Origin of the sequence: Inediibacterium massiliense (assembly GCF_001282725.1) — a bacterium.
Classification (GTDB): Bacteria; Bacillota; Clostridia; order Peptostreptococcales; family Thermotaleaceae; genus Anaerophilus; species Anaerophilus massiliensis.
Window position 1 is genome coordinate 536,987 of sequence record NZ_LN876587.1, and the last position, 21,443, is coordinate 558,429.

23 protein-coding genes, 1 other RNA gene and 1 riboswitch are annotated in these 21,443 nt (G+C 30.9%); of the genes, 21 read left to right on the forward strand and 3 right to left on the reverse strand.

The window, feature by feature from the left end; translation table 11 throughout:
- Positions 1-20 precede the first annotated feature (20 nt).
- The 6 genes from rnr to ssrA all read left to right on the forward strand — a co-directional run bounded on the left by rnr (position 21) and on the right by ssrA (position 4,646).
- A complete protein-coding gene (gene rnr / locus BN2409_RS11060) occupies positions 21-2,138 on the forward strand; it encodes a ribonuclease R (RefSeq protein ID WP_053956693.1) in 2,118 nt (705 codons plus the stop codon).
- 66 nt (positions 2,139-2,204) lie between these two features.
- Complete coding sequence (locus BN2409_RS11065) at positions 2,205-3,023, forward strand: Cof-type HAD-IIB family hydrolase (protein WP_053956694.1); 819 nt, start codon at positions 2,205-2,207, stop codon at positions 3,021-3,023.
- 39 nt (positions 3,024-3,062) lie between these two features.
- Entirely contained in the window at positions 3,063-3,407 is a 345-nt protein-coding gene (locus BN2409_RS17545) for a hypothetical protein (RefSeq protein ID WP_053956695.1), read from the forward strand.
- Positions 3,400-3,762, forward strand: coding sequence for a TrkA C-terminal domain-containing protein (locus BN2409_RS17550; RefSeq protein WP_242847954.1), 363 nt, complete (start codon positions 3,400-3,402; stop codon positions 3,760-3,762). Before BN2409_RS17545 ends, BN2409_RS17550 begins: the two co-directional genes overlap by 8 nt.
- 65 nt (positions 3,763-3,827) lie before the next feature.
- The gene (smpB, locus tag BN2409_RS11080; protein WP_053956697.1) at positions 3,828-4,295 is read left to right on the forward strand and encodes an SsrA-binding protein SmpB; all 468 of its coding nucleotides are present in this window, start codon (positions 3,828-3,830) and stop codon (positions 4,293-4,295) included.
- Positions 4,296-4,309: 14 nt separating this feature from the next.
- Positions 4,310-4,646: a transfer-messenger RNA gene (gene ssrA, locus BN2409_RS16885) on the forward strand.
- Positions 4,647-4,968: 322 nt separating this feature from the next.
- On the opposite strand, the gene BN2409_RS11085 is transcribed toward ssrA, so the two are convergent.
- Entirely contained in the window at positions 4,969-5,376 is a 408-nt protein-coding gene (locus BN2409_RS11085) for an LAGLIDADG family homing endonuclease (RefSeq protein ID WP_053956698.1), read from the reverse strand.
- A 467-nt stretch (positions 5,377-5,843) separates the two neighbouring features.
- Between BN2409_RS11085 and BN2409_RS17850 the strand changes: the two genes are divergently transcribed.
- The 8 genes from BN2409_RS17850 (at position 5,844) to BN2409_RS11125 (ending at position 13,110) form a co-directional block, all read left to right on the forward strand.
- Entirely contained in the window at positions 5,844-6,020 is a 177-nt protein-coding gene (locus BN2409_RS17850) for an IS3 family transposase (protein ID WP_110943088.1), read from the forward strand.
- 83 nt (positions 6,021-6,103) lie between these two features.
- Positions 6,104-6,291, forward strand: a riboswitch (cobalamin riboswitch).
- A 231-nt stretch (positions 6,292-6,522) separates the two neighbouring features.
- Positions 6,523-7,362 (forward strand): nucleotide-binding protein, encoded by an 840-nt coding sequence (locus BN2409_RS11095; RefSeq protein ID WP_053956700.1) that lies wholly within the window; start codon positions 6,523-6,525, stop codon positions 7,360-7,362.
- Positions 7,359-8,165 (forward strand): nitrogenase component 1, encoded by an 807-nt coding sequence (locus BN2409_RS11100; RefSeq protein ID WP_053956701.1) that lies wholly within the window; start codon positions 7,359-7,361, stop codon positions 8,163-8,165. Before BN2409_RS11095 ends, BN2409_RS11100 begins: the two co-directional genes overlap by 4 nt.
- Positions 8,165-9,373: a nitrogenase component 1 gene (locus BN2409_RS11105; RefSeq protein WP_053956702.1), complete on the forward strand. Its 1,209-nt coding sequence runs from the start codon at positions 8,165-8,167 to the stop codon at positions 9,371-9,373. The genes BN2409_RS11100 and BN2409_RS11105 overlap by 1 nt, the downstream gene beginning before the upstream one ends.
- A 21-nt stretch (positions 9,374-9,394) precedes the next feature.
- Positions 9,395-10,549 carry an ABC transporter substrate-binding protein gene (locus BN2409_RS11110; protein ID WP_110943089.1) on the forward strand — a complete coding sequence of 385 codons (1,155 nt, stop codon included), beginning with the start codon at positions 9,395-9,397 and terminating at the stop codon, positions 10,547-10,549.
- 57 nt (positions 10,550-10,606) lie between these two features.
- Positions 10,607-11,590, forward strand: coding sequence for a FecCD family ABC transporter permease (locus BN2409_RS11115; protein WP_242847984.1), 984 nt, complete (start codon positions 10,607-10,609; stop codon positions 11,588-11,590).
- The gene (locus BN2409_RS11120) at positions 11,590-12,357 is read left to right on the forward strand and encodes an ABC transporter ATP-binding protein (protein WP_199873007.1); all 768 of its coding nucleotides are present in this window, start codon (positions 11,590-11,592) and stop codon (positions 12,355-12,357) included. The genes BN2409_RS11115 and BN2409_RS11120 overlap by 1 nt, the downstream gene beginning before the upstream one ends.
- A 519-nt stretch (positions 12,358-12,876) precedes the next feature.
- Entirely contained in the window at positions 12,877-13,110 is a 234-nt protein-coding gene (locus tag BN2409_RS11125; RefSeq protein ID WP_053956704.1) for a transposase, read from the forward strand.
- Between the two features lie 256 nt (positions 13,111-13,366).
- Here BN2409_RS11125 and BN2409_RS11130 read toward each other — a convergent pair whose 3' ends face one another.
- Positions 13,367-13,996 carry a lipocalin/fatty-acid binding family protein gene (locus BN2409_RS11130; RefSeq protein WP_053956705.1) on the reverse strand — a complete coding sequence of 210 codons (630 nt, stop codon included), beginning with the start codon at positions 13,994-13,996 and terminating at the stop codon, positions 13,367-13,369.
- Positions 13,997-14,131: 135 nt separating this feature from the next.
- Positions 14,132-14,845, reverse strand: a complete 714-nt coding sequence (locus tag BN2409_RS11135) for a DNA alkylation repair protein (protein ID WP_053956706.1) — start codon at positions 14,843-14,845, stop codon at positions 14,132-14,134.
- A 395-nt stretch (positions 14,846-15,240) separates the two neighbouring features.
- Between BN2409_RS11135 and BN2409_RS11140 the strand changes: the two genes are divergently transcribed.
- From BN2409_RS11140 to BN2409_RS11170, 7 genes are all read left to right on the forward strand, one after another.
- The gene (locus BN2409_RS11140; RefSeq protein ID WP_053956707.1) at positions 15,241-15,789 is read left to right on the forward strand and encodes a GNAT family N-acetyltransferase; all 549 of its coding nucleotides are present in this window, start codon (positions 15,241-15,243) and stop codon (positions 15,787-15,789) included.
- Positions 15,790-16,045: 256 nt separating this feature from the next.
- Positions 16,046-16,396 carry a GIY-YIG nuclease family protein gene (locus tag BN2409_RS11145; RefSeq protein ID WP_053956708.1) on the forward strand — a complete coding sequence of 117 codons (351 nt, stop codon included), beginning with the start codon at positions 16,046-16,048 and terminating at the stop codon, positions 16,394-16,396.
- Between the two features lie 20 nt (positions 16,397-16,416).
- Positions 16,417-16,851 carry an N-acetyltransferase gene (locus BN2409_RS11150; protein WP_053956709.1) on the forward strand — a complete coding sequence of 145 codons (435 nt, stop codon included), beginning with the start codon at positions 16,417-16,419 and terminating at the stop codon, positions 16,849-16,851.
- Positions 16,852-17,188: 337 nt separating this feature from the next.
- Positions 17,189-19,096, forward strand: a complete 1,908-nt coding sequence (locus tag BN2409_RS16895; protein ID WP_110943091.1) for an acyl-CoA dehydrogenase family protein — start codon at positions 17,189-17,191, stop codon at positions 19,094-19,096.
- A gap of 51 nt (positions 19,097-19,147) precedes the next feature.
- Positions 19,148-20,347 carry an FprA family A-type flavoprotein gene (locus BN2409_RS11160; RefSeq protein ID WP_053956710.1) on the forward strand — a complete coding sequence of 400 codons (1,200 nt, stop codon included), beginning with the start codon at positions 19,148-19,150 and terminating at the stop codon, positions 20,345-20,347.
- Between the two features lie 149 nt (positions 20,348-20,496).
- Positions 20,497-21,057, forward strand: coding sequence for a class I SAM-dependent methyltransferase (locus BN2409_RS11165; RefSeq protein ID WP_053956711.1), 561 nt, complete (start codon positions 20,497-20,499; stop codon positions 21,055-21,057).
- A 147-nt stretch (positions 21,058-21,204) separates the two neighbouring features.
- Positions 21,205-21,390, forward strand: a complete 186-nt coding sequence (locus BN2409_RS11170; RefSeq protein WP_199873008.1) for a hypothetical protein — start codon at positions 21,205-21,207, stop codon at positions 21,388-21,390.
- Positions 21,391-21,443 lie beyond the last annotated feature (53 nt).

Here is a 21,443-nt window from a genome sequence, read left to right on the forward strand (position 1 = left end):
AATAGATGGGAGGAATTTTATTGAATATTAAAGATCAGATATTAGAGTTTATGAGAGAAAAAGCATATAGTCCTATGTTAGATGTAGAACTTGCTGATGTATTTAAAATAGAATCTACAGAAATAGGAGAATTTTATACTATCTTAGATGAAATGGAAAGAGAAGGTCAAGTTATTAAAACAAAGAAGAATAGATATGCTGCACCTGAGAGAATGAATTTGATCGTAGGGAAGATTCAAATTCATGGAAGAGGATTTGGATTTATTTTATCTGAACTAGAAGGATATAAAGACATGTTTGTTTCTGCAAATGATTTAAATGGAGCTATGCATAATGATAGAGTCATTGGTAGAATTGTAAAGAAGGGAACAGATGGAAAAAATGGAGAAGCAGAAGTCATAAGGATTATTCATAGAGCCAATGATGAAATCGTAGGAACCTTTGAAAGTAGTAAGAATTTTGGATTTGTGGTTCCTGATGATCCTAGAATTAACATGGATATATTTATCCCTAAAGCTGAAATAGGAGATGCAAAGGATGGATACAAGGTAGTGGCTAAAATTACAAAATGGCCTCAACCGAGAAGAAATCCAGAAGGAACTATTATAGAAGTATTAGGTCACAAAAATGACATAGGGACAGATATTATTTCTGTTATCAAAAAATATAAACTTCCATTAAATTTTCCAAAAAAAGTAGAAGAAGAGGCAGCAAATATTGAAGAAATGATTTCTGAAGAAGAAATAAAAAGAAGAAGAGATTTAAGAGAAGAAAGAATTGTAACGATTGATGGAGCAGATGCAAAAGATTTGGATGATGCTGTGGGTGTGAAGATTCTTCCAAATGGAAACTATCTATTAGGAGTACACATCGCTGATGTAACTCATTATGTAAGAGAACATAGTCCATTAGATAAGGAAGCATTAAAAAGAGCAACAAGTGTTTATTTAGTAGATCGAGTAATTCCTATGCTTCCTAAAAAGTTATCCAATGGAGTTTGTAGTTTAAATCCTAAGGTAGATCGATTAACTTTATCTGTAAATATGGAAATTGATCAAAAGGGAAATGTAGTGAAACATGAAATTTATGAAAGTGTGATTAAAACCAGTGAGAGAATGACTTATACAGATGTATCAGATCTACTTGAAAAAGATGATGAAACATTAAAAGAAAGATATGATTATTTACTAGAAGATTTTAAAATGATGGAGCAGTTAGCTAAAAAATTAAGAAAGAGAAGAGAAGATAGAGGCAGTATAGATTTTGATTTTGATGAATCTAAAATTATACTAGATGAAAAAGGTGTTCCTGTGGAAATTAGGAAAGCAGAAAGAAGAATTGCAAATAGAATTATTGAAGAGTTTATGCTTATTTGTAATGAAACTGTAGCCGAACATTTTCATTGGGCAGATATTCCATTTGTGTACAGAATTCATGAAGATCCAGATATGGAAAAAATAGAAAACTTTAACAAGTTTATTCACAATTTTGGTTATCATCTAAAGGGTGTAAACAATCAGATTCATCCACATGCACTTCAAGACTTAATCAAAAAAGTAGAAGGAAAAAAAGAAGAAAGAATTGTTAATACTATTATGTTAAGATCTCTAAAAAAGGCTAGATATTCACCACAAAATACAGGACATTTTGGACTTGCAGCAGAGAACTATTGCCACTTTACATCTCCTATTAGAAGATATCCAGATCTTCAGATTCATCGTATTATAAAGGAATCACTATCAGGAGATCTAAATGGAAAGAGAATTAAAAAATTAAAAGGAATTGTAGAAAATGCATCTGATATTTCTTCTGAAAGAGAAAGAATTGCTATTGAAGCAGAAAGAGAAACAGATGATTTAAAGAAAACAGAATATATGACTCATCATGTAGGAGAAATATTTGAAGGGATTATTAGCAGTGTAGTATCTTTTGGTATGTTTATAGAGCTTGAAAATACTATTGAAGGATTAGTAAGAATTAGTTCATTAGTAGATGATTATTATATTTATGATGAAGAAAATCATTTATTTAGAGGAGAAAGAACAAAGAAGACTTATCGAATAGGAGATGAAGTAAAAATAAAAGTTACAAGAGCGGATATAGCTCAACGAGAAATTGATTTTACTCTTATTCAGTAGTACAATAAAAAAAGAAGATACATATGTATCTTCTTTTTTAAAGAATAGCAGGAAAGGAAGATTGCAATGTACAAACTAATTGTGAGTGATATGGATGGAACTTTACTTAATAGTAAAAATATAGTTTCAGAAGAAAATAAAAGAGCATTTCAAAAATTAATAGATCAAAATATTCATATAGCTATTGCTACAGGAAGAATTTATACTTCAGCAAAGGTTTATGCAAAATATTTAGATGTTGTAACACCTATTATTGCTTGTAATGGTGCTATTGTAAAAGATCTAAAGAACGATGAGATTTTATATGAAAGTTATATGAAAAAAGAAGATGTTTTAAATGTCATAGAGATTTGCAAAAAATATGGACTATATTATCAGTTTTATAATGAAGATACATTTTTTACAGAAAAGTTAGCTTATAGTTCTTTAAAATATTCTGAATGGAATAAAACATTAAAAGAAGAAGATCGTGTGCGTATAGAAGTCATTCAAGATGGCTATCAGTATATTCAAAATCATGATGAAAAAATTTATAAGATGTCTTTAATGAGTGATGACCAAAATGTTTTAAGAGAAGCTAGAAAAGAATTAGAGAGTATACAGACTCTTGAAATAAGTAAATCATGGTATAATAACATTGAAGTGATGAACAAAGGAGTTTCAAAAGGAAATGCTATTGAACAATTGGCAAAATCTTTAGGAGTAAAACAAGAAGAAATTATATCCTTTGGAGATAATGAAAATGATATTAGCATGCTTACTTATGCAGGATTAGGGGTAGCCATGGGGAATTCTGAAGAAATTGTAAAAAAAAGTGCTGATTATGTAACTTCTACAAATGATGAAGATGGGGTAGCAAAAGCTTTATATAAATTTGTTTTGTAGCATATATATGTAGAAAGAGATAAAAAAGGGGAGATTTATTTGGGCATATTGTATGTCGTTCTCATTATTTTAGTACTTCTTGTTTTTGTAGAGATTTTAGCCATTGCCTTAAAGATTACAGGACTTGAGATGGAAAAAGCAAGATTTCAAGTCATATCTATTATTACAGGAACTGGTTTTACTACAAAGGAAGCAGAATTGATTACTCAGCATCCAACAAGAAGGAAAATTGCAGAACTTTTAATGCTCATAAGCTATGTAGGAACAGCTACCTTAATAGGTCTTATCATGGGGATTGTCAATGCTATTACTAGAGGTGAAAGATTTTTATATGGAGTGTTAGGAATTATAGGAATTGGTTTTTTTTATATTATTTTTGTCTAGAAATAAATGGGTATTACATAAAATGGAAACTGTTATTGAAAAAAAGCTTTCTATACAAATGGAGAGAAATAAAAAATATAAAACAGTAGAAGAGGTTTTAAAACTCAATGAAGAATATGGTGTAGTAGAATTTGTACTAGAGGAAAATAACAAATTGATTCATGTGGCATTAGAAGATTCAGGACTAAAAGAAAAATATATTCAAGTACTCAATGTAGATCGAGGCTCTCATATTGTACATTTTCCAAGTAGCAAATTTGTTTTTCAAGAAGGAGACAAAGTAATTTTATATGGACAAATTGATAACATTAAAGAACTTGTATTAGAGCAAGCTAGTGAGAATCTCAATGCTTGACAGTATATATTTTTTATGTTAACATTATATTTGTATCTTAAGATCAATATAAAGTAGGTGTTTGCATGGGACAAGGTAAATTAGTTGCAAATAATAAAAAAGCAAGACATGACTATTTTATTGAAGAGACTTACGAAGCTGGCATTGAATTGACAGGAACAGAAGTAAAGTCTATTCGAATGGGAAGAATCAATTTAAAAGATAGTTATGCAGAAATAGATCATGGAGAAATATTTGTCCATCATATGCATATTAGTCCTTATGAACAGGGAAATATCTACAATGTTGATCCTACAAGAACAAGAAAACTTCTTTTGCACAAAAGAGAAATCAACAAGTTATTAGGATATACAACTCAAAAGGGATTGACTTTAGTTCCTCTTAAAGTGTATATTAATTCTAGAGGACTTGTAAAATTAGAGCTTGCTGTTGCAAAAGGAAAGAAATTGTATGACAAAAGATCTGATATTGCTCAAAAAGAAGCCAATAGAAGGATTCAACAAGAGTTAAGACAAAGGCAAAAAGAGTATTAATGACATGGGGGCGTACAGGTCTCGACGGGGGTTTGGAGCCTGCAGTAGCGAGTGGAGGTTTTTCCTTGGGGTCCGCCTTAAAAAACTGGGGAATTAAAGATAAACGCAAACGATAATTACGCATTAGCTGCCTAATAGCGCAGCTCGTCCTACCTAAGTTACCCACGGCTTAGACTAGGGCGTCAACCAAGTGGGGAACTGCCTTGGAGGTGTCTCGATCCAATAGCAGACTAATTGGGACTGGTCAAGAGGTTAGCCTGTCATTGGGCGAATCTTGCGACGAGAAATCAAAACAATGACTGCACTCGGAGAATCTGTTTGTGAAGGACTTTCGGACAGGGGTTCGATTCAAAAAGAGTCGCCTTATAGTGTGAACTATAAGTGAAAATCTGGCTTAATCGGTGAAACCGTAACGTAAAGACGACGGCAATACCGAGGGGTATGTGGAGAAATCCAACAGCTCTGTATCGACTTATAGGCATCCTATAGGATGTACTAGGATAGAAGTCATAAACTATATTAAGACTTTTATAATACGCCAGAGAAGTTTTAAATATATAACTTCAAGATATAGTCAGCGCCATTGGACAACAATGGAATATAGTGTCCCCTCGCCTCCACCAATAAAAAATAAGCATAAAATTACTAATTTAGTAATTTTATGCTTATTTTGTTATATAGAAACAAATCTTTTATAAAAATCTTCTTTTTGCTCAAGAAGTTCTTGTGAATATTTTCCATTTCTAGGCGTTACTTGTTTGTATTCATAAATAATCATTCTAGCTTTTAATTTCTTTTCTGGGATAATAAGATAAGGTTCTATTGCTTTTAATAAATAGATGGCATCTTCGTATTTAGCAATATAGGTATAGGAGTCTTTATGTTTTTGAGGATTATAATTTTTTTTAGATTTAATATGTCCTACTTTAGATTTTTCTTGAATCCATTGTAATAAATTTAAAGTAGTAGAAGCAATAGTAATGCAGGGAGATGGAAATTGATTTTTGTGAAATTTAATGAGCATGATACTTCCTTCTCCATCGATAATACCAGCGATATAAGATTTTTCACAGTCCAACATGCAGAAAACCTCCAAACGTATGTTCTAATATTAGTTTGATATTAATTGATTGAAAATATGTATTAGATTTATAAATATTTAATAGACTTAGTTAAGCTTTTAGTATTAGAAAAGGGGAATTGTATCATAAGTGACGGCGGTTTTTTGGAAAACAGTTTTAATTGAAATAATAGTTCGAAACTAATATACTATTACTATTAGATAAAAAGTTCAACATCTTTGGAAGGAGCATAATTTGATGAATATGTTTAAAGAAGACATTAAGTTTGGACTTATGTCAATAGAATAGACACAGAAAGTTTAACTATTTATGCTACTCTCAAAGCAGCTTCATATACTGATTGAGGGGTCATATAATCAATTGAATTTATAGTGTACCAAGATTCAATATATTCAAAGATTGCTCTGCTAGCTATTTTGAAACCATAATATTTATGATGATGTATTTCTTCTTTCTTTAAAGCATAATGGAAAGATTCAATACATGTAAAAATGAACTTATTAAGCAATATCGTTTTGATACTGACGAGCTTCTTGATGAAGCTGTTAATGACTATGTTTACGAATGGTATAATTTTTTGAGACCACATACTCATAATCAAGGAAAGACACCCTTTGAGGCTAGGTATGGAAATCAAAACTAGCACATAATGTTACATTTTGCTTAACCAGAACAATTGACTTATAGACAAACATATTAGAATCATATATAATTAGGAAATATGAATTGAATATTTATGATACAGGTCCATAAAAGAAGTTTATGGATAATTGGGAAGATAGGTGAAAATCCTGCACGGTCCCGCCGCTGTAATAGTGGAGCTATTTATGTTTAGCCACTGCCTTAATAAGGTGGGAAGGTATAAATAGTGTTGAAGCTTAAGTCAGAAGACCTGCCTGTATTAATTTGCTAATAACTTTACGGATGATAGGGGTTGCAAAATGAAGTGTACTTGTACTATTACTATTATGATTTCATTGTAGATTAAAGCCACTTATCTATGAGATAAGGTGGCTTTTTTGATGTTTTTAAAGAAACATTGAGATAATGTAAGTAAAGATCTATTTTATTTAATTCAGCAAAATACAAGAAGTGGTGATGTTCGTTTTAAGTTTTGCAAAATAATAAAAGAGAAGGTTGAAATTATGTTAAATAATAAAACATTAAAAATTGCTTTTTACGGAAAAGGAGGAATTGGTAAGTCTACTATAGCGACTAATCTATCTGCTGCTTTTTCAAAAATTGGATTAAAGGTCTTACATATTGGTTGTGACCCAAAAGGTGATTCTACAAGGAATTTGGCAGGGCAAAAGATTCCAACAGTGATGGAAGTGATTCAAAAAAAGGGGACAAGCATAGAAGAAAAAAATATTGTGCATTATGGATTTAATAATGTTGCATGCATAGAAGCAGGTGGACCAAAGGCTGGAATGGGTTGTGCAGGTATGGGGATAACAACGATGACTGAAGAATTACATACACTAGGAATATTGAATAAGTCATGGGATATTGTTATTTATGATGTGTTAGGTGATGTTGTTTGTGGTGGATTTGCAGTCCCTATGCGTGAAAAATATGTTGATCAAGTATATATTGTATCATCCTCAGAATTTATGTCTATATATGCTGCTAATAATATCCTAAAAAGTGTATGTAGGTTTTCAGATAAAGAAAAGAATATTTTTGGTGGACTTATTCATAATCAAAGAACAGAGAATTCAAAAGTTCATATAATAGAAAACTTTTCAAAGAATACAAACACTAAAGTTTTGGAGAATATCCCCTACACTAATGAAATTGTTTTATCTGAATTAATGGGAAAAACAGTCATAGAAACATTACCTGAATCAAAATCTTACGAAATTTTTATAAGATTAGCTCATGTTATCAAAAACAATAAAAATGTTAATGTACCAAGTCCTATGGATGATGATGAATTAGAGCGATTTAGAAAAGAAATGTTGCATATGGAGATAAAAAAATGAGTATCAATAATATTTCAAACACAAATCATGGTAATGATTTTTTAAGTAAAGTTTTTTATAAAAAAAGCTGTATGGAAATTATTAATTTAGCATTGAGTATTCCTGATATATATGTTTTAGCCATAGGACCAGAATCATGCTTAAGAGTTCTCTATTTTAGAGCTTTAAGAAAGAAGCAAAATCAAAGGTTATATCTTCAGACGATGAGCCAAAATGACTTAGCATCATCTCAGCATTTAGATGTGGCAGAGATGGCACTAAGAGAAATTATAGATCATAATGATCGAAAAGTTAAAGCTGTGATTGTTTATATTTCATGTAGTGATATGCTTATAGGAAGTGACTTTGACAGTATTTTAAAGTCTATACAAAGAAGCCATAGCATTCCAGTGAAACTTTTTAAAAGAGGACCACTTTCTAAAAGGCGGATAACACCAAAAGAAAGACTAAGTTTGATCTTTACAGAGATATTGGATACTTATCTTGACAATAACATTGATGGAAAAAACATCGAAAATCCCATTATTAATATTCTTGGAGAAGAAAAATTAATTGAGCAATGTCAATTAAAAACATTGTTAAAAAATAAAGGATATTTCAAAATTCAGGAATTCATAGCGTGCAATTCTTTTAGTGACTTTAAAAATTTAAGCAAAGCAACTTTTAGTATTGTTACTGATAAATTTGGAATCAATCTAGCTAAATATCTAAAAGAGCGTTTCAAAATTCCCTACGCTAGTATTTCAATAGAGTGTTCTGAGCAAGAATTTAATAATGCGATTAAAAATAAGGAGGAGAGATAATGAATAAAATATGGAACAGTATTCCTCCTTTAACGAGTGACTATTCTGGTGTTTGTTCAATGCTATTTGAATTAAATTCATTGAATATATTGTATACTCCAAGTGGATGTATTCATCCTATTGTTGAAGTGGATGAGATTAGAAGTCCTAATGATATGTTTTTTTATAAAACTAATCTGAGCGATATTGATGTCATTATGGGTGTGGAAGATAGATTTTTAAAAGAAGTTGAATTGCTCGTTACAAATAATCCAAGGGTAGAATTTATTTCAATTATTGGAACACCAGTTTCTAATATTACAAATGTTGATTTTCAAAAAATTGCTGAAAAGCTTGAGAAAAAAACGAATAAACCTGTAATTGTTTTTGATACGAATGGATTCGAAAGCTATAATATTGGAATTTATGAAGGTTTATTACAGCTTGCTAAACGATTTTCTAAGGTGGCAGTTACGAATCCAAAACATGTGAATGTGATAGGCTATTCGCCGCTTTCCTTGGGCTATAAATATCATTTAGATGAGTTGGTGGAATCACTAGAAAACATGGGATTGAAAGTGACATTTTTTGCAGAGCGGTCTTTAAAAAGCATCACAGAGGCAACTAAAGCAGCAATTAATCTTGTGATAACACCAGAAGGAATGGGTGTTGGTGAATATTTTAAAGAAGAGTTTCAGATTCCTTTTTTAATGGATCTGCCTATAGGATTAAATGGAATATCAAGAGTATTCAGATTAATTGAAACTCAACTTAATATTGATAGATCTAGAATCGAAGAATCTATAAGCCCAGTATTGGAATTAGCGAATTCTCATAAATATCTTGATAAAAGTGTTTTAGTGATTGGAGAACCATTGACTTGCATTGGGGTTTACAAATGTTTGAGGGGAGATTTTGGAATCAGCAAAGTGAAAGCAATATCAAATTTTAATTCTACTAGAAAAGCCAGAAGGATTTACAATGAAGAGTTGTTCTCGCAAGTGATATTTGTAGAAGATGAAGAAAACATAATGAGATATATAAAGGAAGCTGATATTATCATTGCAGATCCATTATATAGAAATTTTATTAGAGAGGAGGAAAAAAAGCTTTTTATACCGTTCCCTCATATAGGTTTAAGCGGTAGAGAGTTTACAAGCATGGAATATGAATACATTGGAAAAACTGGATTTGGCTATTTTAAAAAATATCTAAATCCAAGGATTTAAATAAAAAAGGAGAAATGTGATATGAAAATAAGAAACAGATTTTTGAAAAACCTGTTTGTAATAATTTTGATTGTTACTCTATTTACTTTAGGGGGATGTTCAACAGAACAAAAAACAGGAGATGCTGAAACAGCTAATTCGTCAGATCAGAAGGTAGATGACACTGCAAATACAAATACTAACAACAATGAAGAAAAAGTAACAATAACAGATACTACTGGTAAAGAAGTTAAATTGAAAAAAAATGTAGAAAAAATTGCGGTTGTGCCAATTCCATGGACATCTATTGTATACGCTGTAGATGGGTCTGGTGATAGAATTGTCGGGATGCATCCTACAGCAAAAACATCTTACGAAAAGTGTATTTTAAAGACTATGGAACCTAAATTAAGTAATGCCTCTACTGATTTTGTGGGTAAAGACTTTACAATTCACATGGAAGAAAGCGGAAAACTCAAATTAGATGCTATGATTGTATGGGATTATCAGGAAAAAGAAATTGAACAATTAAAAGGCTTGGGTATTCCAGCAGTGTCTTTAAAATATGGTACTTTAGAAGATTTACAAAATGGAATGAAAGTCATCGGTAAAATGCTTGGAAAAGAAGATAAGGCGACAAAGTTAGTTGATTATCATAAAGAAAGCATAGAATATTTTAATTCAAAAAAGAATCAAATTGAAGGTACTAAAAAACCAAGAGTCCTATATTTAAGGGATGAGCAACTTAAAGTAGCTGGTGGTGGAGCTGTTAATACAATTCTTATTGAGATGGCTGGTGGAGAAAACGTAGCAAAAGAAGTAACTGGTCAATGGGTAAATGTGACTATGGAACAAATAATGGCGTGGAATCCGGAAGTCATTGTTATGAGCAATTTTTCTAATTTCCAACCAGAAGATTTATTGAACAATAAAATTGAAGGACAAGATTGGAGTAAGGTTGATGCAGTAAAAAATAAGAAAGTGTTGAAAGCACCTATGGGAATATATCGATGGGATGCGCCTTGTGCTGAAACACCTCTTATGACAAAATGGATCGCTAAGCAATTACAACCAGAAGTGTTTAATGATTTCGATTTAGAAAGTGATATCAAAAGTTTTTATAATAAGTATTTAAACTATGACTTATCTCAAGAAGAAATGGATTCAATTCTACAAAAAGAATTAAATGGTAAATAAAAGGAAATGATTAAATTGGATATTTTTAAGGGAAATAATACTACAAAATGGATTTTTATGGGCATTGCAATAATTATAACATTTTTTGTATCACTGTTTTTAGGGAGATATATTATCCCTCCAAAAACAGTATTAAATGTACTTATTAACAGTATGTTTAATATAAACATGAATACCTTTGAAATGGAATCATCCATTGTTATTGGAATTAGACTACCAAGGACTATTTTAAGTATGCTAATTGGGGCAGCTTTAGCGGTTTCAGGGGCTACATATCAAGGGTTATTTAGAAATCCTCTTGTTAGTCCAGATGTATTAGGAGTAAGTAGCGGTGCAGGATTCGGAGCGGTTTTAGGAATTCTTTTATCGGGTATTTCTAGTACTACTTCGTTATATGCTTTTGGACTTGGAATTATCAGTGTTTTTATAACATATTTTTTCGCTAAAGCAAGAAAAGAAATTTCAATGATGTCTTTAGTTCTATCTGGTATGATTGTTTCATCAATATTTTCTGCGTTGATTTCATTAGTTAAGTATATTGCTGATCCATATGATAAATTACCAGCTATAACGTATTGGCTGATGGGAAGCTTCTCAAAAGCTACCTTTGAAGATCTAAAACTAGTTGTTATTCCTATGATATTGGGAATTACAGTGTTGAATCTTTTAAGATGGAGAATAAATATTTTATCTTTGGGTGATGAAGAATCCTTATCGATGGGAATAAATCCAGTGAAAATAAGAATTGTAGCAATTGTGATGTCAACTGTACTAACAGCAGCATCAGTTACAGTTGTAGGAATTGTAGGATGGGTTGGTTTAGTTATTCCTCATATCAGTAGATTGCTTGTAGGCGTCGATCATAAAGATTTAATCCCTGCATCATGTATACTTGGAGCAATATTTTTGACAAGTGTTGATATTATAGCAAGGTCAGCGTCTAGTGTTGAGATACCAATAGGAATTATTACAGCCTTATTAGGAGCGCCATTTTTTGCATTCTTATTAAAACGTGTTAGAAAATCAAGAGGGGAATTATAATGATGGTAGAGTTAAAGAATTGTTATTATAGATACCCAGGTAAAAATATGCTTTTAGCAAACATTTCATTCTCATTAAATAAAAGTGAAATAATGACTATCTTGGGACAAAATGGTACAGGAAAAACTACCATGTTGAAGTGTTTAACCGGCATATTAAAATGGGAAAGAGGACAGACTTTTATTAACGGTAAAAATATTAGCTTTAGGTCGAACATCAATGAGATTGGATATGTACCGCAGGCTCATAATTTACCTTTTCCCTATACTGTAAGTGAAATGATAGCTATGGGAAGAGCTAAGCATATTGGCTTATTTTCTATGCCTTCTAAAGAAGATAAGATGAAAGTAGAAGAAACTATTGAAGAGATTGGAATACAACATATAAAAAATAGTCCATGCACAGAGTTAAGTGGAGGACAGTTACAGCTGGTGTATATTGCAAGAGCTTTAGTAGCAAATCCAAAGGTCTTGATACTTGATGAACCAGAATCACACTTGGATTTTAAAAATCAACTAATGATATTGAAACTTGTAAAAAGATTGACGAAAGAAAAAGATTTGGCTTGTATAATAAATACTCATTATCCAGAACATGCTTTGAAAATTTCAGATAAAACGCTATTTTTAGGTACTAGCGAATATATTGTTGGAAATACAAAACAAATCATTACAGAAAAGAATATAAAAAGATTTTTTGATATTGATGCTAAAATTGTTTCGTTTATGCATGGAAATAAAAATTTAAAAACTATTGTAGCTATCTAATATAAATTACGTCAAATATTTAGAAAGGGTTATCTTCAAATTTAGATTCTATTTATAAATAGTATAAAATCAGGTACGTTTAAAGTAATGGATAAGGGAGACGTAATTTTTCTTTTGCTATTGAGAAAGTTTGGGATACGACAACCATTCGTGTAAAAAACAGCCACAAGACAGTATTTTCCATAATTAAAAAATGGAGATACTTTCTTGTGGCTGTTATGACGTTAAATAAGAAAATTGTTCATTATAGACCAGTGTGATAAAAATAATTAGAAGTGATTGATAAAAAAGCCTTCATAGATGGTGATACCCATCTATGTTTGTTGAAAATTACCTGTATGTATAAAATAATATTACAATCATTCACTAAAATTTCACTTATGGTATAGTTACGCAGACCTTCTTTTAAATTGAATTCCGGCAATGTGAAATGGTGTGAAAGGGGACAGTTAAACATTAAGAATAATGAATGAAAACATACAAAAACTACTTTTATAAAGAAGAAAGGAGTAGTTTTTTATGCCTAGAGTAGCCCGAATAAAAAGTGAAGAAGGAATTTACCATATTATGTTTCGTAGTATAAGCGAAGCCAATTTATCTTTAGAGGATCAAGACAAGATTAAATATTTTAAGTTAATTCAAAAATATCAAAAGAAGTTTCAATTCAAGGTAGATGCTTATTGTTTAATGGATCATCATTTTAACAATAAAAAATTAGATATGATGCAAATTTACATCGTATCTAACTTTTAAAGCTAACGATACAGCCTAGTGGAATACCAAAGTAAAATATATCAGCACTTAAAACCTTGCCCTAGGATTTTATCGATTTTTTATATTTGAAATGTAAACGTTAAAAAGAAGATCTTTTAATCTTAATCTTTTTTCTTTGGATTTTTATCGCTAAACGTTTTATTTATTCTTAATCGTCTATAGATAAAATGTGCTTTGTAACCCTAAGCACAAGGGGATATATTTTTAGATTTTCGTATAATTAGCCCTGGTATGATTAATCTACTTCAATAAATGTAGTCGCATTAGATTCGCTTAAAATAAAATCAACTTCAGCTAAAAACGTATCTATTTCCTCTTCAAGCTTTTTGATTGTTTTTCTAATTGATATTGGATCAAAGAGTTTATGCTCATTTAACTCTTTATATGATTTAATAAACATCTCAGCATCTTCTGTTTTCTTTTTTTCAGACATTAATTGTTGGCCTAAAAGACTTTCTAGTGTTTCTTCCATGTTTTTATTTTGTCTGATTATTTCTGATTCTGTTTTTTCAAGCTGAGATTTAAGTTCTCTTAAAAGTTCTTTTTCATAGCCGATACTATTTTTTCTTTCAATGGCATCAGCAACGGTATATTTCTTATCAGCTATTGTAACATGTGTTTCTGCATTTGATGCTACAATTGCAGATTTGATCTTTTTTCTTCTTTCAATTAAATCTTTTATACTTTGTAATCCGGATTTTGCTTCTTTTTCTAATGTTTCTTTTTTCAAAAGCTTTGTTGTGATATCTTTTTTACCTTGAATAGCTCCAACGAAATGAATAGATCCTATTCGATCAAGTATTCTTTTATCTAGTAGCTTTAACTCTACTAAACCTCTTGTAATTGTAATTTTTGTCAATGCCATTGGTTTATCCCCCTAAACATTCTTAGCCATAATGCTAAAATGAATATTTTGTCATTGTATCTATTATATACTACTTATGTGTGTATGTCTTTGAAAATTATATATCAATTTGAGGATATGGATTATACCAATAATCTATTTTTGTTTGCCCATTTTAGAATTTGATATTATGAATCGACCACGTTCTTTAACAGAGACTAAAGTTTCTAATTCTTTTAGAGCGTTTTTGCCTATCCAGACTACATTTTTACTTGAACTTTCACAAAATTCATAGGCTAATATAATTGCTTTATCGTGACAAAGAGAATCCCTTTTTCCAATTTCTCTTAATGCCCAACTAATTGCTTTTTTGACATGAGATCTACCATCCTCAGCATAAGATTTGATTAAATCTAAATATCTATCAATTTCTTCTGTAGCAAGATTTTTATTATGTATTACTGTAGTTGCTATGAGGCAATATGAGGCTCTTTTATAATATAGTCTGCTATCATCACACCATTGGAAAATAAGTTGTTCGTAATTGGGTATATTTATAATCAGATTTTTACATATATGGTCACACAAATCCCATGATACAACATCTTTCATAATTCTATCAATATAAGTAAAATTAATCATGTCTATATCAGCAATTAAGACAGAAAGTAATTTTGCTTCATGGTATCCTGTTTCCCATAACTCATTAGATAGTGTTTGAGATATTCCAAGTTTTTTTGCAAGTTTTCTTATATCTGCTGTAGATACACCTATACTATTTTCTTTGGGAATCCCCATCTTAACTACATTATTTTTAAATTTATTAGAACTAATCTTATTTAGGTATGTTATAATTTCATTCTTTGTCATCATTGCTCACCTAATTCCTTTTTTAAATCCTTTGCTTTCCCCAAAAATGTTCACCCCACAAATTATAAATTACCTTATTTCTATTCTACAAGCGTGTACTAAATTGTAGAATATCTATATTGTAACATTAATTTCCATATACTGTATATCGTTAAACAAAATGATTTTCAAATAATTGTACCCATTTGAATCAGTACATATAATTACTGATACATCATGTTTTTTTCTTTGTATATGCTTATGCTCTAATGAAAAATCTCTAGTAAATTGAATATAACTCTTATAACTATCGGTACAAAGGATAGAATTATTGTTTCATGAAATGAATAGCACATAACTATGATATACTGTATGTATAAATTATAATTGGCAATTAAAATATGGGGGAGAATAGTATGGAAACAAAAGACTTAATCATTAGGAATTCTATATGGGATGATCTTGATATTTTCTACAAGTGGGAATTAACACCTGAGGTGAATGAATTTTTTAGTATTTCTGAAAATCAAAGCTATGAAATGGTTGTGCGTACATATATCCATGATGATGATAATCCTAGCCAGAGACAGTATACTATAGTCCTTAAAGAGACAGGAATGCCAATAGGAAGAATTGTACTTGGAGATTTAATTGAGGGTTGGAAAGTTGAAGTGTTTAGAATTTATATTGGTGATCTAGCATTGAGAAATAAAGGCTATGGCAGGCAAGCTATGGAGGCAATTATGAAACTTTGTTTTGAAGAGTGGAATCTTGAGAGAATATATCTTGATCATTATACTGGGAATCCTGCTTCCTTCTTATATCAATCACTAGGTTTTAAGTATGAGGGCGTTTTGAGAAACAATTGTAGAAAAAATGGAAAATTGTATGATGTTCATTTAATGTCAATGTTAAAAGATGAATATGTACAAAAATATCAACATCATAATGCAAAATGTAAATGAATATGACAATAAAAAGTTGCTTGCTTTGAAATGCAGTAGGCAACTTTTATATATATAGTATTATAAAAAGTGTTATCAATATTAAGTTGAAAAATTTTAATGTGATATTTGCTACTCGTTTTGGAACTCTACGGAGTGTTTATTGAACGATCAACGAAGTTTCGATACAATTATTTTAAAGAGGAGGAATGATGAAGAATAACAAAGTTGAATAAATATATTTTTAATTTGTCATTAGAAGGATGGGGATTCATTAATGGATAAACTATCAAAAAAAGCTATGAAAGAACAGTATAAAAACAGAGTGATCATTGGAGGAATATATTGTATTAAATGTAATGCCAATACTAATTTTTGGATTCGAGCGACAACAGACATGCAAGGTTCGAAGAATCGTTTTGTATTTTCTGTGTCTACGAATTCTTGTCCTGAAGGATGCATGATTGAAGCATGGAATCAGTTTGGGGCATCTGCTTTTTCCTTTGAAATACTTGAGGAAATTCAAAAGAAGGAAACACAAACAGCACGTGAATTTTCAGATGATGTAAGTACTTTGCTGGAACTATGGACTGAAAAACTAGAAGACAAAAATATAAGTAATTTATAGAAAGAAGAAAGGACAAAAATATGATTAAACCATTAGAGAAGTCTGAAATTGAAGAAATTATGGATATCTGGTTAAAGACTAACATTACTGCTCATAGTTTTATACCAGAAAAGTATTGGATTAAAAATTATAACCTTGTTAAAGATGAATATATACCCGTTTCTAAAACTTTTGTTTATAAAGAGGATAGTATAATTAAAGCATTTATAAGTATGATAGATCATTCATTTATTGGTGCATTATTTGTTTTAGAGGATTATCAAGGACAAGGCATAGGGAAAAAACTACTAAACTATTGTAAATCTTTATATCCAAGTTTAGAATTAGCGGTTTATACTGAAAATGTATCTTCAGTTAATTTTTATAAACATTGTGGTTTTGTGGTGAAAAAAGAGCAACAAAATGAAGATTCAGGCTTTATGGAATATATAATGACATGGGCAAAAAAAGAATAATCTTATAAGAATAACCGCTACAGAGTCTGAATTTGAAAAGACAACTCAAATACCTTGAAGAATTTTAACTAAAAATGCAAGTATGTTTTATGTTCCCTCAAACTTAGGTTTGGGGGAATTTTATTGTCATTAAACAGGACAATCAATCATGTAATGCTTCTATAAATTTAGTAAACATTACTAAAATATGATAAAAAATAACAAATGATTTGATTAGATGATTTATAAAGGGGTAAAAAAGAGTTGAAGGAATTAATATAGATTAATGAATTTGGATTGTTGTAATTCATTAGTTAAATACATTTATGAAATGGCTTTATTATGAGGAGGTATATGTATGTTTTTTAAGACTACAGAACAGCATGAAAATTTGAGAATAAAAATCAGAGAGTTTGCCGAGGAGGAAGTAAAACCGATTGCATTTTTGTTAGATCAGGAAAATAAATTTCCTTCAGAAGCAATTCAAAAGTTAGCTCATATGGGTATGATGGGACTTCCATATCCAAAAAAGTACGGGGGAGCAGGTCTGGATGTAATTAGTTATGCAATTGCCGTTGAGGAATTATCAAGAGTAGATGGTGGTACAGGTGTAATTCTTTCTGCTCATACATCTTTAGGTGCATATCCAATTGCTGCTTATGGGACAGAAGAGCAAAAACAAAAATACTTGATTCCTCTAGCAAAGGGAGAAAAAATTGGAGCATTTGGATTGACGGAGGAAAATGCTGGTAGTGACGCAGGAGGTACAGAGACTACTGCTGTTTTAGAAGGAGATTATTATATTTTAAATGGTGAAAAGATTTTTATTACCAATGCAGGTGAAGCTGATACTTATATTATTTTTGCCGTTACTACACCCGATATAGGTACTCGTGGTATTAGTGCTTTTATTGTGGAAAAGGGATGGGAAGGATTTAGCTTTGGCAAACATTACGACAAGATGGGCATCCGTTCTTCTGCTACTGGAGAGTTGATTTTTAACGATGTGAAAGTTCCTAAAGAAAACTTATTAGGAAAAGAAGGAGAAGGCTTTAAGATTGCTATGTCTACATTAGATGGTGGTCGTATTGGTATTGCAGCCCAGGCTCTTGGAATCGCTCAAGGTGCTTATGAGCATGCACTAGAGTATTCAAAAGAAAGAATTCAGTTTGGTAAACCTATTTGTCAACAACAAATTATTGCATTTAAGTTGGCTGATATGGCTACAAAGCTTAGAGCAGCTAGAATGCTTATTTATAGCGCGGCAGAGCTTAAAGAAAATCATGAGCATTATGGTATGGAATCTGCTATGGCGAAACAATATGCTTCAGACGTTTGTCTTGAGATTGTTAATGATGCTCTCCAAATATTTGGTGGAAGTGGCTATATGAAAGGTATGGAAGTTGAGCGTGCTTACAGAGATGCTAAGATTTGTACAATATATGAAGGTACAAATGAGATTCAGAGAGTAGTGATTGCTGCTAATATTATAGGTAAAATGCCTAAGAATGATAACACAGGTAAGATTTCTAGAAAAGAACCTGCTACAGGTTATCGTAAGAAAGTGATTTTCAAAGAAGGAACTCCTGAAGAAAGAGTAAATGCTCTAGTAAAAGCTCTTAAGGAAGATGGATATGATTTTACTGTTGGAATTCCTTTGGATACTCCTATTAGTAAAGCTGAAAGGGTAGTTAGTGTAGGCTTAGGCATAGGGGAAAAAGAAAATATGAAACTTATAGAAGATTTAGCAGTTCAAGCTGGTGCGGCTATAGGTTCCTCTCGTCCAGTAGCTGAAACCCTTAAATATGTACCCCTCAATCGTTATGTAGGTATGTCTGGTCAAAAGTTTAAAGGAAATCTTTACATTGCCTGCGGGATTTCAGGTGCAGGTCAGCATTTGAAAGGTATAAAAGATGCTAGTACAATTGTTGCTATAAATATTAATCCGAATGCGAAAATTTTTAAGAACTCAGATTATGGTATAGTTGGTGATCTAATGGAAATATTACCACTCCTTACTGCTGCTTTAGATAATGGAGAACCAAAGAAGGAGGCTCCACCAATGAAGAAGATGAAAAGAGTAGTTCCAAAGAAAGTTGCTCCGACTTGGAAATATCATGTATGCAACGGATGTGGTTATGAATACGATCCTAGCGTAGGAGATCCAGAAGGGGAAATAATGCCAGGTACACTATTTGAAAATCTACCTGAAGAGTGGACTTGTCCTGCTTGTGGTGAAGAAAAAGACATGTTTATAGAAGTATGATTCTTATAGATAAATATTATAATGTGCTTTAATGTAAAGGAGGATTTTATTATGTATTGTGTTAGAAATATAACGGAAGATCTTTATTGGGTTGGTGGAAACGATCGACGTCTTGCTCTTTTTGAAAATATTCATCCTATTTCACGAGGTGTTTCTTATAACTCTTATTTACTTTTAGATGAAAAGACAGTACTTTTTGATACGGTGGACTGGTCAATTTGTCGTCAGTTCCTTGAAAATATTAAAGGAGTTTTGGGAGATAGACCTTTAGATTATATGGTAATTAACCATATGGAACCAGATCATGCAGCGTGTATTGAAGAAATCATTCTTCGTTATCCGAATGTAAAGATTATATGTACTCAAAAAGCTTCTATGTTTATGAATCAGTTTGGTTTTCAAATCGATAGCCAATTAATAGAAGTTAAAGAAGGCGATACGATGTCTTTTGGAAAACATAACGTTGTATTTGTGGCTGCTCCAATGGTACACTGGCCAGAAGCTATGGTGACATATGATACTACTGATGGAGTACTATTTTCTGCGGATGCCTTCGGTTCTTTCGGTGCATTAGATGGTAAATTATTTAATGACGAAGTGGACTTTGATCGAGATTGGATTGATGAGGCTAGAAGATATTATACAAATATTGTAGGAAAGTATGGTCCTCATGTTCAATCTCTTTTGAAGAAGGCAGGCAGTATTGATATTAAGATGATCTGTCCACTACATGGACTCGTATGGCGCAATGATTTTGAATACTTTTTAGACAAATATGATAAGTGGAGTCGTTATGAACCTGAGGAAAAGGGCGTAATGATTATTTATGGAACAATGTATGGAAATACGGAGGCCGCTGCTAATGATTTAGCAACAAGGTTGGTGAAAAAGGGAATGACTAATGTAGTCATGCATGATGTTTCAACAACGCATGTTTCCCATTTGATTTCTGAGACATTTAAATATAGTCATGTGGTTCTTGCTTCAGTAACCTATAACTTAAATATCTATCCACCTATGTTAAATTATTTAATGGATATGAAGGCATTAAATCTTCAAAAACGTACTTTTGCTATTATAGAGAATGGATCATGGGCTCCTCAATCTGGCAAATTGATGCGTGAGCTTTTAGATGGGATGAAAGAAATGACTATTTTAGATAGTGATCTAACAGTAAGCTCTAGTATGAAAGAAGATGATGGAGACTTAATGGATTCTATTGCGGATAGTATTATTGATTCAATGAAGTAGATTTTACAAAATACAAATTTAGGATCAGTTCATGGATAAAATCCATGAGCTGATCTTTTTAAATTTTAAGAGAAAATTAAGATTTTTTTAGTGATATTTTAAGATTTATATTATATACTACTTTTATATCAAAAAGGAGGTAGCATATAATGGAATGGAAGAATTTTATAAAACAATATATTAAAAATCCTAGGACTGTTGGGGCTATTGCTCCAAGTTCAAAAAAATTAGCATATAAAATGATTGAAGATATTAATTTTTTTAATACTGCCTGTATTGTTGAGTATGGCCCTGGTACCGGAGTGTTTACGGAGAAAATATTGGAAAATAAGAAAGACGAAACTGTATTTATAGCCATAGAATATAATAAAGATTTCTATGAAATATTAAAAAATAAGTTTAGAGATAAAAAAAATTTTATACTTATAAATGATTCAGTAGAAAATTTAAAAGAACATCTTCATCAATATAACATTGAGCAAGTAGATTATATTGTATCGGGTATTCCTTTTGCTAGTTTACCAGAGGCTATGAGTGAGAATATATTAGCTATTACAAAAGATATTCTTAGTAGAGAAGGGAACTTTATAACTTTTCAGTATACTTTACTAAAAGAGCAACTTTTTAGAGACTATTTTAGAAATATTAAAAGAAAAAAAGTACTTATAAATCTTCCGCCAGCTTATGTATTAGAATGTCAGAAATTCTAATACAGGATAATGACGAACTGTATCACAAACAAGTGATACGGTTTTTTAGTTATATGGATATGAATTCTTATGAGGTTTATGACTGTTTTTTTACAAAATTTAATGATGTCAGGTCTATTTATTTTATTATTCATAGGAAGAGGCAATTTGAAAGGTCAATCTAGGTACATAGCAGTTTTTAAAATGATGGGAACTTTATTAGCATCTATTGCTTTTTTTATGTATTCTAGATCATGTTTGATCACAATTGTCTCTATAGCTATATTTATTTATGATTGGATTTATACAATTTTTATATGGAAAGTATATAGTAGGAATAGATATACGATGTAATCGAATACTTTGAGTGGTATGAAAAAATGATCATAAAATTACTAATTTAGTAA